The following is an 11,881-nucleotide window of genomic DNA, read 5'->3' on the forward strand; positions in this document are numbered from 1 at the left end:
GATAAAAGAAAGGACCGAACGTTTCCACGTTCAGTCCTCTATGTGCCACCCAAGTATCCGTTCAGGTATAAACGATGACGCTTATCCGAATGGCATTATGATAGTACGTTCAGGCCTTTTTGTTGGCGCCTTTTGGTGAGCAAAAGTTTATACGACCCTACTTCAATTCGATTCTATCGAACTCAAATGAGTGTGGAATCTCAAATGAGCGTACTTTACCGTCGGTAAAATCAATGTCGTTCAGGTCGATCATCTTAACTGATGGGCTATAGAATGAACGAATGTAGATTTTCTGCGCTTGAAGATCCGAAACCGTTGTCCACTGAACAAACTGCGAATAATCGTTGCCATCAGCGTGGCGATATTGCTTGAAGCCTTTTGGCATATCGAAGTTATTCAGAATGTTAAACACTGCATGAACACCTTCGTCACCGTTAGCAAACGGATCTGCTGTTTGGCTAAACATAGCCGCACGAACGAAGCGATTCGGCGCGGTGATTTCACCCGGCAAGCTCTCTAAACGACCCACATCTAGACCACCAGCGGTGACTTCTTCGATATCGTCGCCAAACGGAGCCGCTTTATCAATCGGTAATGAAGTAAAACGCTTCAAGTTCTCTTGGTGCCAATCAAAGCTAGGTGTATTGGTTAGTGTGCCAAGTGGGTTATCGAACACTCGAAGTTCGCCATCCAGATACTCAACTACAATTGAGTTGCCTTGGGCATCATTCACAGCGAAGTGAACCATAGGCGAGAAATTCCATCCCTCTTGTTCTGGATAGAGTGTTGCGTCGACTACTCTTACATTTTTAAGGAGTTCAATGGCTTCTTCAACGTTTGATGCTTGCGAGATAACATAAGTTGCAGCCTGCCAACCCGCAATCGTGTTGTCAGCTTGTGACACATCGTAGCTTTGATAACTTGCTTTTTCATACGGCTGGAAGAAGAACACCCCAACGTTTAGACCCTCTTCATTGGTACCTTCCGCGATTGCTGTGGTATCAAACGTCATAGCGGCTGCAAAACCATATTTTACATCCCACTTCATACCATTCACGCCCTCTGAGGTAACTCCCTCAAATTGATGACCACGTGGATATGTGAACCAGTTAAATTCAATCATATCATCACCAAACTCCATTGTACGACCAAATACAGGAGCACCATCTTCAGCAATCAGACGTATACCAGTACAAGCATCTGCTGGGGCAGTCATACCAAAAAGACTCGCTGAAATAGCAAGAGAACATAATAGTGGCTTAAATTTCATAATATACCTTATAAATTAATTAGCATGGCAGAGCCACGCGACAATAGATAATAAAACCATTATGTATCACTTAATTTACTCGACCAACTACCCATAAGAGGATTAAAGCCTACCATCACTTCCACAACTGGAATAAATTAAAAAAACAAGTTAGTTAACATAGTAAAAAAACGAACCTAACAGAGGGTAAAACCACCATAAAATATATTTTAAGGTTTAACCGTAAATACGTAACAACCAATTAAATTAATTTATTGAGCACAAAAAAACCTCATATCAGTGAGGTTTTCGGACAAATAATGAGAAGGTGATTCTAGAAATAGAACTTATAGCTAGCCCAAACAACAGTATCGTTACTGTTTATAGTTTTTGAGTTTGTCGAAAGTTTTGCATCAGTGTTTTCAACGCGTATGTTGCCCCAACGGGTCTTGTCTTTCGAAAATGGCGTGGCAATCATAAATGTTGACTTAAGAACCGAAGCGTCGACATCACCAGACAGATAGTTGTACTCGGGCCAAACCCCAATATAAGTACCATCTTTACCGACATTGTAGATTACATACATTGCTGCAGACCCACCGTAGGCCTCATCATTACTTACGTTAAACTCATCTAAGGTTGCTTGAGAGAACTTACCTGCCAATGCTCCTGCTCGCGGAAACAAGTTCAAACCCTTTACACCTGCATTAATCGCAAACGTTGTACCGAGTGATGCGGAAGTGAACATGTCGTTATCAATAACGTCCAACGAAACCGCTGCTCTTGGTACTACGGAATTGGCTGTAGAGAACACGTGGAAATACTGTAGGCGACTATCAGAATACTTACCTTCCTTGTTCATTGTTCCTTCAATAGTCAGCATCCCTGTCTGACGTTCTGAAAAAGAAAAGTCTCCTGAAATAGAACCTTTAAGGCCACCTTGATTACTCATAGAAAAATAAGCAGAGGTATTTGTCTCTGTAAGGTCTGCCGGATCAGGTGCCTTATCTTCAGCAAATAGATTAGTTGAAGCCAGCCCGGCAATAAAAAAGCCAGTGCTTTGTATTTTAAATTCATATTAACTATTAATAATTAACCATTCCTTCGTTTTAAATTAGACTCCACTCCAATGTCTAATTTCGATGATTATGCATAGATGAAAATTAATATTAAATCGTTTTTGTAGGACTGTATCCATCAAAAATACATACTAATAGAGGCTTCAAAAATTATTATTTACCCCTCTACATCGCTAATATTTTTGTAAATTTATTAATATCATTCGCCATGAAAACATGGTCTACTATTTAGATATGTTTTTATAAATCTAACTCGAAACTTAAGTGTTTAAGCTCACAATCCGAAATTTTGGTAAGGGTCACCATTCATGCAATACAGTCTTGAACAACTACAAACATTCATCACTGCTTATGAACTTAACTCTTTTCAGAAAGCGGCAATCAAACTCAACAAACACCGCACAACCGTTGGGCAAGTGATCACCAGCCTAGAGATACAATGGGGTGTTACTCTGTTCGACCGTTCGGCCCGATCTGTGCAAATAACGGAAGAGGGAAAACTGCTTTATCACTATGCTAAACAAACTCTCGAGCAGGCTAAAAGCTTAGATAAGATCGCTCTAAGTCTCGCCGAGAATGGTTTAGAGACTGTAACAATCGCCTATGGCAGCTTTGTCCCACACGCGATTGTCCTCTCTATGTACCAGACGTTATCTGAAAATTTTCCGAGCGTGCGTATAAACCTTGAAATATGCAGCAAGAAGGAAGCTAAGCAAGGAATAGAAAACGGCAGTATTCACTTTGCATTGATGAACGTGCATCAATCTCAAATGATTCATAGCTTCGATTCAACGCTACTAGGTCATCTGTCACTGATCCCTGTTGCTGGCAAACAACATGCTGTACATACAGTCGAAGACAAAGACCGCTATTCGACTATGCGTTCGTCTAAACAACTAATAATTCAGTCATTTATTGAAGATGATTTAGCAACTAGGATTATCATCTCTTCTCAACACGATCAAGTTGCCGACATGACTCTATTGGCAAAGCTTATCAGTGATGGCGAAGGATGGTCTCTTCTACCACAACACTCCCTAGAAGAGCCAATGTGTCATAACCAAATTACAAAAATAGAGCTACCGGCAGCCCTCAGTGACATGGTTGTGCCTGTGGCGTTATGGTGCCCACATTCAGTCAACATTGCGCCCATTAAAAATAAGCTTATCCAATCGATCTCACCATACTTCAGCTGAGCGCTACAGGATGTAATTGCTTCCAACCAGCATCTTCTGCAAATAGAGCAAGCTAGCCTTCCTCCCACCACACTCTGTGGGCAATTTTGCCCACCTAAAACTCGAACACACACCGTCAAACTGAGCTAGATACATCTAGCAATAAAGTACCCTACTCCAATTAACCTCTGTTTACTTCGCCCAATCACCAGCCCTGTTGGCCGATTCAGTCTAGCTTTGCAATATTGGTAGGTATAAAGCCTACCATGGAGAGTTATTGTGCTGACAATCACTATGTAGAATGCATGGACACCGGACGTTTCTGGGGTTGTACAGCGACTGTAAGAAACATCGAATGCTTTTGGTTTCAACCCTCACGAATGATGATCATTCAAAGCAAATAGCTAACGGAAACATTAAATGTCTACCGCAGAACTGCTCATTCAAGCCATCACTATTGTAGGTACCGCTGCATTTGCGCTATCCGCAGTGTTAGCAGCCTTGGATAAAAAAGTGGATATATTTACGGTTGTGGTTCTAGGGCTGATGACAGCCATTGGCGGGGGCACTATCCGAGACTGGACACTCAACGTCCCGGTTTTTTGGTCAGTGGATATCTACTATGCGGTTATTGGTGTCGTCGCTAGCCTGTTTGGATTTTTGTTTTTTCCATTGATTCAAATGAAACGCGTCAATCGCATTTATCTATATGTTGATGCAATTGCAGCTTCCTTGTTTGCTATACAAGGCACAGATAAAGCGTGGAATCTTGGGTTTGGATTGCCTCTGGCACCGATATTCCTTGGCGTTATCACGGCAATTGGTGGCGGCATTGTAAGAGATGTACTTCTAGAAAAACCTTCTCTACTTCTGAGCAAAGAGCTCTATGCGATTCCGGTCACTCTGGGATGCATGGTGTATACGATGTTCCTAATTTTTATCCCACAACATTCAGAAACCGGTGCAGTAATTTCAGTGTGTTTTTCTGTTTATTTACGTCACCTGTCTATCAGCAGACAGATTTCAGTTCCTGAATGGGCCATTTTAGGCCGAAAAACAGAATGACATGGATACGTCAAATATCACTCAAAGAGTATTAATTTTCACTATCAAAGATAGCTAACAAATAATCGGAGAGACTACCATGTCTAACAAGCAAGTCACTGTTTATACTGCAAAAAAAGTATACACCATGGACCCAGGTCGTCCTGCAGTTGATGCGGTCGCCATTTTAGATGGGCGTGTATTATCTACAGGCTCCATCGAGTCAATGGAACCTTGGTTATCACGATACGATGTAACCATTGATGACTCTTTTAAAGACCGCATCATTATGCCAGGGTTTATTGAAGCGCATTCTCATTGCTGGATGTCAGCGGGTTTCATGGCGCTTGAGTTTATTGGGCCAATTAAATGGCCTGGACGTTATGGTATGCAGCAACCCATCAAAGACGTTGCAAGCATCATTGAACACCTAAAAGAGGTTGATCGTAAAGAAGCCGATCCCAATAAACCTATTATCGCTTGGGGTTATGATGCGGCTAAGCAAGACGGTGCATTAGATAGAGACATTTTAGATCAAATCAGTAGCACGCGTCCTATTTATATCTTGGCCTGGGCCCCTCATTTTGCGTACACAAACTCAGCTGCATTGGCTATGTCAAAAATTCCTGCTGATTCATCGGATCCACATATCCAAAAATATGCAGACGGCCGTTTAAATGGCGTTCTTGCCGAAGCTTCAGGTGTTCAGATGGCGCTAGCCCCAATACTGGGCGAAGTTGTAGCAGGAGGCGGGGTTAACGGTTTGCACTTTATGGCATCGATTGCTAACCGATCAGGCATCACCACAATAGCCGACCTTCTATATGGATCCTTAGATGAAAAATCAGAACTAGCTGACCATATTGCAGCGACAGAAAATCCTGACTTTCCTGTTCGAATGAGACTTACTCCTTACGGCGCTGCCATGGCAAAATCGCACGGTGTTGAAGGTGCGATTGAAGAAATCAAACGTCTGCAAACCATGGAGTCGGATAAGTTCTTTATTCGGGGCGTTAAGTTCTTTAGTGATGGTTCATATCCTTTGCAAGGATCTCTTGTTGGCTTCCCAGGCTATTTAGACGGTTCTCAAGGTCAAGAAGGCGATCCTGATCTTATTGAACTCATGAAGCCTTATTGGAAAGCAGGTATGCAATTGCACTGCCATGCAAATGGTGACCATGCGACCGATATTACGTTAAATGCACTTGCAGCATTACAGAGAATTCAACCACGTTTCGACCATCGTTTCGCTATTGAACATTACTCAATGACAACTCCGATGCAGGCTCGTCGTCTTAAATCCCTTGGAGGCGTTGCTAGTGTGAATGCGTATTTCATTCACCATCGTAGCCTACTGCACAGAACACATGCCTATGGACCTGATCGCGCTGAAACTGTTGCACGTTTAGGCTCTTTGGAGCGTGAGGGCGTGCCATTTGCGATGCATTCTGATTACCCGCAAGTTGTTGTGCCAATGCAGCCATTGTCTGCGGTGTCAGGTGCTGTAACACGTATTGCTGAAGATGGTGAAACTGTCATTGCTCCGCATGAAGCGATTGGCGTTGACCGCGCCCTGCGAGCCGTCACTATCGACGCCGCTTATGTTTTAGGTTTGGAAGATAAAATCGGTAGTATTGAACAGGGCAAGTTTGCTGACTTCACCATCTTAGATGAAGACCCCTACGCAATAGATGCAAAACAGATTGAGAACATCAATGTTTGGGGAACTGTTATGGGTGGTAAGAAGTTTAAGGCTGAGGAAATCTAATCATGAGCTATCGCAATGAGATAAGCACTCCGCCACTTGATATGGCGAGTATTATCAATGCAAAGGATAGCATTTCTGTGGAAGAGCGTTTTAACGACGCTCACCAAGGCATCATGGGGATGCTTATGTCGGCCTATAAGGTGCAAAAGCACGATAACGGAGTAGATGTCGGTTCACTGCCTTTAACGATAATAGGCGGTTTCTTGGGCTCGGGTAAAACCACCCTCCTGAATAAGTTACTTACTGCGTCCCATGGAAAGCGCTTGGTGGTACTCGTCAATGATTTCGGCAAAATTAACATTGATGCAGAGCTTATTTCCTCTCAAACAGATGACATGATTAATCTGTCAAATGGATGTGCTTGTTGCTCAGTTTCAGCTGATTTAACAGACAGTCTTGTTCAACTTTCTGAGCGAGAAGAACTGCCTGACGCCATAGTGCTAGAAGCCAGTGGCGTGGCTGACCCAAATGGAATCGTACAGGTTGCCCATGCTGTTCCCGCAATTCGTCTTGATGGTGGGATCGCTGTTATAGATGCTGAAACTATGTTTCTGCTCGCAAAAGATACACTGACAAGCCGTTTGTTCCACAACCAAATACTGGCCTCCGACCTGATTGTATTAACAAAGGTAGATCTAATTGACGGACAACAATTAGCAACGGCTCGAGCATGGTTAGAAGATACCTACCCGAGCAAGAAAATAATTGAGTCTATCAATGGTAATGTCCCAGCTGAGGTCATTCTTGGGATTGAAGCCTCTATTTCCTCAGAGGAAGAACAAGCAGTATCGACAGACCATAAACACGATTTTACTAGCTTTAGCTTTACCATTGAGGAAAGCCTAAATAAGGCGAAATTTGATAAGTTTCTCAACTCCCTCCCTGACTCTATTCTCAGGGTAAAAGGGGTTATTGACATTACTGACCAACCTACAAACAAGGTTGTCTATCAGCGAGTTGGAAAAAGAGACTCTTACGCTGTTTCGGAACCCTGGGGGACTGAAAAGCGCCATACAAGCCTCGTATTTATCGGACCTAAGGGCTCTTTAGATAAAGATGCTTTAGAAGCTGGGCTAATGGCTTGCCTTTAACACTCGGAATCAAAACATTGCTACTTGACGCCAAGAATTGAAATACATGATGGCGTCACTTTAGTGAGATCCACACTTATGTAAATAGAGAACCTTTGATTTCACTTAATCCACACTAGAAAGCAAAGCTATTAAAAATAGCTTCCGACGTTGAGTCCGAAAATACGTTTTTACGGGACGCCAAGGCGGAGGTTGAACCATTTAGGCACGTCAATTTTTCTAAATGTTGGCGGGTAAGTATCGAGATTGGTCTTGCGCTTGATTTAAAAACAAAGTCTTCCTTCGTTAAATATACACGGGAAGCGGCCAAGTTTTATTAAGACTTGGAAAGGAAATGATGAAAAGGATTTCATTCACTATTTAAAGAGAAACAGAGATGAAAAAAGTTCTATTGGCTGTTTTGGTTGCGGGTACACTTGCAGGTTGTAACGACGACAAGGGCAGTAACACGCCAGTCGACGAAATTGTTAACCTTGATCCACGCGAACAACACCCTTACGTTGAGCCAATCGGTATGCCTTCGATTAACCCAGAATATGTTCACGACACGAAGACGGTAACAATCAACGAAGACAACACGGTTTCGGCAATGGTTGATTACGCAGATTCCGACGGCTTCGGGACTTACAAGGGCGAAACGCGAATTACCGCTTACGTTCCATTGACGCACCTAGTTAGCGACGTTCAGATTTCAGATATGGCGACGCCGAACCTAGACATTGAATCCGATTCCGACTGGTTTATGAATATCTACGTTCGACACGAAGGCGCGAACAAGACGATCAACTTGTTCAAAGACGGAAGCGCACAAGTAAGAAACGAGGAAACATTCAATTCATGGGAAGAAATGGCGGAGTGTTACGGCGACGCGATCATTCGCACCAACTACACAGAAAACACGGGGTTTACGTCGGTTCGTTTTGGTAACTTCATGTTCCGTTCGTCAGACACGAACAACGTTGTTCCGGGCGAAGTTGTAACGTTCAATACGTTCAAGCCGTTCGAACTAAACTAATCTAGTCTAAACATCAAAAAGCCCCGGTTCCGCTACCAACGAACAACCGGGGCATATTAAACCGAATCGAAACGGATTAACGAAATGAATGCTATCACTAATACACTTGCGCGATCTACCGCGTTCCTTTCGTCAGGCGTCAGCGTTTACCTAACTAACAGCTTCGTTTTTATTTGGACTTGTTCCAGATTTTACGGCGGGCCCTTGCGCTCGCTTGTGTTGGGGTATGCTTGGAGCTTGGCAAGTTCTTGTTCAGTATTCACGTTAACCGTTTTTAATTCTTATTTACGACAGCCCTTCTTATGATTATTAGTGTTGCGGGTTCTTATGCGGCGTTGGAAACGGGCGCTAACGAGCTTTCTAGCCAGCCCGAGAGCTTCAAGGCGCTAACCCAGATTGACAGCTTGAACGCCCTAGCGGGCAGACTGCAGGACGCTAACCAGATCACCAACGCGGGCTAAACCTTGGCGAAGGTCAACGAACTCATTCAATAGCGAAACGAGTTACCGCCGGAAAGTTTGGTTGCAGTGTACGGAAAACAAATTAGTTTAATAGGTTCAATATTATGCCATTTATTACCATGCTTACTTTGACAGAACATCATGGCGATGGAAAAAAACTTGCCCGCTTACACATAGCAAGACGATATGTAGAAGAAGCCAGTGAGAATATCTCTGGTTTTTTGCGCGGTGAAACAATGCTATCTGCTGATGACCCAGCGAAAGTATTAGTAATGTGCACATGGGAAAATAAACAAGCCTATCAAAATTGGTTAGACAGCCCTATTCGTGACAAGCAAACCATAGACTTGCTTAGATTAGTATCGGCTGATGCAACCACGGCAAGCTTTGAAAGTGTTCACGCCGTAATTAAATAACCCCTACAACCAAAAACGTAAGGATTTACTTTAGCCTAGACTGGAAATATTATTTATAACTAATTCCACAGAGAATAGTGCACTTAAAATAAAAGCGATGGATCAGATCCATCAAACTGTATTGGAACTCAATTATATAAAGCGATAAATTTATTTCTGTCGCAAGGTTTTGGCTTAATATATGAATTTCTATGAATTATTTAAGGTAGAAACTAATCATATAAATCAAGACAAAAAACTGGTCGTAACAAACGTCTATTAGATTTAGTTACTTACAGTTTGCGCCTCTGTTAATTTTAGTAATACCTATAACTTAAAGAAGAGAAATTCATTTATGACTGATAAAAATCGCTTTGATACCTTGATGTCCAACGCTAAATTTCTATATGGTTTTTATAATGTAGAAGATATTATCCAAATCCCAGGCACTAAATGGATTGTGGGTGGCGGAATCACATGTTATGGCCCAAATTTTCTAGATGATGTGATCACAACGGGTTTCTGGCACGTGTTTGACGCTGAAACAGAAACTGGAACAAGAATTCAATCTGAAAATATTATTATTGCTCCTGAAAGTTCACGTTTCCCAATTACAGAACCAACGAACTGGAAAGCCTTTAGCCCACATGGATTTGGATTTTTTAACCAAACTGAAAATACTATAGAAGTGTATGTTGCCAGTCATAAAAATATGAATGGTGGACGTGAAGCAATAGAAGTATTTCGTATCAATTACTCCTTTGAGACACCACAATTCACTTGGATAGGCGCTATCAATGTTGGGGAAGACTTTTGGCCGGATGCGGTGACTGTACTACCGGACGGTGGTGTAATTGCAACCTCTACAGGCAGTCCAATTCAAGACCCTGAAGAAGCGTTGGGCATTGCACTCCAAGGCGGTCCTGTTGGTAACACACGTATTTGGTACAAATCCACTGGCTGGGAGGAACTTCCAGGTTCAGAAAGTATTTCGACACCAAACGGCATTATTTCGTCACCCGACGGTCAACAGGTATTCGTAGCAGCATCTACCGGCTTTTCTGTAGTCAAGATTGACAGAAGCGTTTCTCCAGTGAAAGTGACCAGCGCTGACCTAGGAGGGATACCTGATAACCTACGTTGGTCTGCTGACGGAAAGTCTATTCTGGCAGGCATACATGTAGTCGATAACCCACTAGATTTCCCTAAACAGCAGAGCATTGCTGCCAAGGTAGGTGGTAATCAAATGACTGCATTTAAGGTTACTCGAATCGACCCTGTAACACTAAGTACAGCAGAAGTTATGCCTGCTGCGGTTTATGGTGTTCTTGGCGCAGGTACAAGTGCTATTGAGGTAGGTAATCGTCTGTGGGTAGGTAGCACTAAGTCAGACCGTGTTGGCATCTTCGATTTATTACCAGATGCTTAACTCGAAAGTCCTGTCTCTAAAACACTGTATTCAGAAAGGCTAAGTTAAATGTACGAAACAAAAGAATTATCAAAAGAAGCACTAGAGTGGAAAAACTCTGGTGAATACCTAAACATTGATGGAAATAATGTTTTTTATCATGACCAAGGAGAAGGACCAGTAATTATACTGATTCACGGTCATCCATCTTCTAGTTACGATTGGAAGGAAGTTGTCACTTTATTAAAATCAAAGGCTAGATTAGTCTCGTTTGATTTGGTCGGCTGGGGTTTAAGTGATAAACCGACTGCATTCAGTTATTCTCTGATGCAGCAAGCTGATATAGTAGAAAAACTGGCTAACCATTTAAATATTGAACAAGCCCACATTGTGAGTCATGATATAGGCACTAGCGTTCATACTGAACTATTATCAAGAAATTTAGAAAAAAGCCTGTCTTTTAATGTATTGTCGTCACTTTTTCTCAATGGCAGTCTACTTCAATGGGTATCAAATGAACCCGGCACTATGAATAGAGCTCAGAGTAATGAAAGTTTATTTCAAGCCATGGAAGAGTTTCAGCAGTGTACCGGTGAATATTATTTTAAGTTTATGGAAAACTGTACTCTAGGAAACTTAAGCGAGAGCGAAATCTCTATTCGAGAAGAGTTATTCCTATACAAGGACCAAACGTCAAAACTTGCTGCACAATCAGGTTATATGAGAGAGCGTTACATATTTAGGGATCGTTGGATTGGTGCCATACAGGAATCTAACCATGTACGTGTAGCTTGGGCAAAAGATGACCCGATTGCTGTAGTAGGTATTGGCCGAGAATTGAAAAAGGAATGCCCGAACATAGCGTATGTTGAGTGGGACGGAATTGGTCATTTTCCTAACGCTGAGGATCCAAACTTTGTTGCGGAGCAAATTGTTGCCAGTACTGGTCTTGTATTAGATTAAATAATCTTGGTAGGTTTTATGCTGTATTAGAATCACTTATTTTAGTCCAGTTCGTTTTTATGCCGGCCTTATTTAGGCTGGCTATCTAGTTGCCGTATTCTAGTTAGAGTGTACTTTGATTCGTAATTAGGAAGTGATGTGATGGACGCCCCACTTAACGGCTTCGATGAGCCAGAATTAAGGTGTTAGCACTTAATTACGAAGGAGCATCCATCATGAATATTAAAGTTGTT

Annotated in this window: 11 protein-coding genes; 9 read left to right on the top strand and 2 right to left on the bottom strand. The window is 42.3% G+C overall.

Going from position 1 to position 11,881, the window contains the following annotated elements; all coding sequences use genetic code 11:
• Window positions 1-157: 157 nt before the first annotated feature.
• Both BIZ37_RS26620 and BIZ37_RS26625 read right to left on the bottom strand, forming a co-directional pair.
• Window positions 158-1,216, bottom strand: coding sequence for a linear amide C-N hydrolase (locus tag BIZ37_RS26620; protein WP_255526918.1), 1,059 nt, complete (start codon window positions 1,214-1,216; stop codon window positions 158-160).
• Window positions 1,217-1,583: 367 nt separating this feature from the next.
• A complete protein-coding gene (locus tag BIZ37_RS26625; protein ID WP_255526919.1) occupies window positions 1,584-2,201 on the bottom strand; it encodes a hypothetical protein in 618 nt (205 codons plus the stop codon).
• 435 nt (window positions 2,202-2,636) lie between these two features.
• Between BIZ37_RS26625 and BIZ37_RS26630 the strand changes: the two genes are divergently transcribed.
• The 9 genes from BIZ37_RS26630 (at window position 2,637) to BIZ37_RS26670 (ending at window position 11,648) form a co-directional block, all read left to right on the top strand.
• The gene (locus BIZ37_RS26630; protein ID WP_187464094.1) at window positions 2,637-3,524 is read left to right on the top strand and encodes a LysR family transcriptional regulator; all 888 of its coding nucleotides are present in this window, start codon (window positions 2,637-2,639) and stop codon (window positions 3,522-3,524) included.
• A gap of 399 nt (window positions 3,525-3,923) precedes the next feature.
• Complete coding sequence (locus tag BIZ37_RS26635) at window positions 3,924-4,568, top strand: trimeric intracellular cation channel family protein (protein ID WP_187464095.1); 645 nt, start codon at window positions 3,924-3,926, stop codon at window positions 4,566-4,568.
• A gap of 79 nt (window positions 4,569-4,647) precedes the next feature.
• Window positions 4,648-6,315 (top strand): amidohydrolase, encoded by a 1,668-nt coding sequence (locus BIZ37_RS26640; protein WP_187464096.1) that lies wholly within the window; start codon window positions 4,648-4,650, stop codon window positions 6,313-6,315.
• Between the two features lie 2 nt (window positions 6,316-6,317).
• Window positions 6,318-7,406: a GTP-binding protein gene (locus tag BIZ37_RS26645; protein ID WP_187464097.1), complete on the top strand. Its 1,089-nt coding sequence runs from the start codon at window positions 6,318-6,320 to the stop codon at window positions 7,404-7,406.
• Between the two features lie 376 nt (window positions 7,407-7,782).
• Window positions 7,783-8,421: a hypothetical protein gene (locus tag BIZ37_RS26650; RefSeq protein ID WP_187464098.1), complete on the top strand. Its 639-nt coding sequence runs from the start codon at window positions 7,783-7,785 to the stop codon at window positions 8,419-8,421.
• Window positions 8,422-8,723: 302 nt separating this feature from the next.
• Entirely contained in the window at window positions 8,724-8,882 is a 159-nt protein-coding gene (locus BIZ37_RS26655) for a hypothetical protein (protein WP_187464099.1), read from the top strand.
• Between the two features lie 104 nt (window positions 8,883-8,986).
• Window positions 8,987-9,298 (top strand): antibiotic biosynthesis monooxygenase, encoded by a 312-nt coding sequence (locus tag BIZ37_RS26660; RefSeq protein ID WP_187464100.1) that lies wholly within the window; start codon window positions 8,987-8,989, stop codon window positions 9,296-9,298.
• Between the two features lie 334 nt (window positions 9,299-9,632).
• Window positions 9,633-10,706 (top strand): YncE family protein, encoded by a 1,074-nt coding sequence (locus tag BIZ37_RS26665; RefSeq protein WP_187464101.1) that lies wholly within the window; start codon window positions 9,633-9,635, stop codon window positions 10,704-10,706.
• Window positions 10,707-10,754: 48 nt separating this feature from the next.
• Window positions 10,755-11,648 carry an alpha/beta fold hydrolase gene (locus BIZ37_RS26670; protein WP_187464102.1) on the top strand — a complete coding sequence of 298 codons (894 nt, stop codon included), beginning with the start codon at window positions 10,755-10,757 and terminating at the stop codon, window positions 11,646-11,648.
• Window positions 11,649-11,881 lie beyond the last annotated feature (233 nt).

The sequence above is a fragment of the Photobacterium sp. BZF1 genome (assembly GCF_014349205.1).
In the GTDB taxonomy this organism is placed as follows: Bacteria; Pseudomonadota; Gammaproteobacteria; order Enterobacterales; family Vibrionaceae; genus Photobacterium.

Excerpts from the sequence above, each read along its gene's own strand:
- BIZ37_RS26660 (WP_187464100.1), top strand. The coding sequence starts at position 8,987 with ATGCCATTTATTACCATGCTTACTTTGACAGAACATCATGGCGATGGA.
- BIZ37_RS26645 (WP_187464097.1), top strand. The coding sequence starts at position 6,318 with ATGAGCTATCGCAATGAGATAAGCACTCCGCCACTTGATATGGCGAGT.
- BIZ37_RS26665 (WP_187464101.1), top strand. The coding sequence starts at position 9,633 with ATGACTGATAAAAATCGCTTTGATACCTTGATGTCCAACGCTAAATTT.
- BIZ37_RS26650 (WP_187464098.1), top strand. The coding sequence starts at position 7,783 with ATGAAAAAAGTTCTATTGGCTGTTTTGGTTGCGGGTACACTTGCAGGT.
- BIZ37_RS26655 (WP_187464099.1), top strand. The coding sequence starts at position 8,724 with ATGATTATTAGTGTTGCGGGTTCTTATGCGGCGTTGGAAACGGGCGCT.
- BIZ37_RS26630 (WP_187464094.1), top strand. The coding sequence starts at position 2,637 with ATGCAATACAGTCTTGAACAACTACAAACATTCATCACTGCTTATGAA.
- BIZ37_RS26620 (WP_255526918.1), bottom strand. The coding sequence starts at position 1,216 with ATGACTGCCCCAGCAGATGCTTGTACTGGTATACGTCTGATTGCTGAA.
- BIZ37_RS26640 (WP_187464096.1), top strand. The coding sequence starts at position 4,648 with ATGTCTAACAAGCAAGTCACTGTTTATACTGCAAAAAAAGTATACACC.
- BIZ37_RS26625 (WP_255526919.1), bottom strand. The coding sequence starts at position 2,201 with ATGAGTAATCAAGGTGGCCTTAAAGGTTCTATTTCAGGAGACTTTTCT.
- BIZ37_RS26670 (WP_187464102.1), top strand. The coding sequence starts at position 10,755 with ATGTACGAAACAAAAGAATTATCAAAAGAAGCACTAGAGTGGAAAAAC.
- BIZ37_RS26635 (WP_187464095.1), top strand. The coding sequence starts at position 3,924 with ATGTCTACCGCAGAACTGCTCATTCAAGCCATCACTATTGTAGGTACC.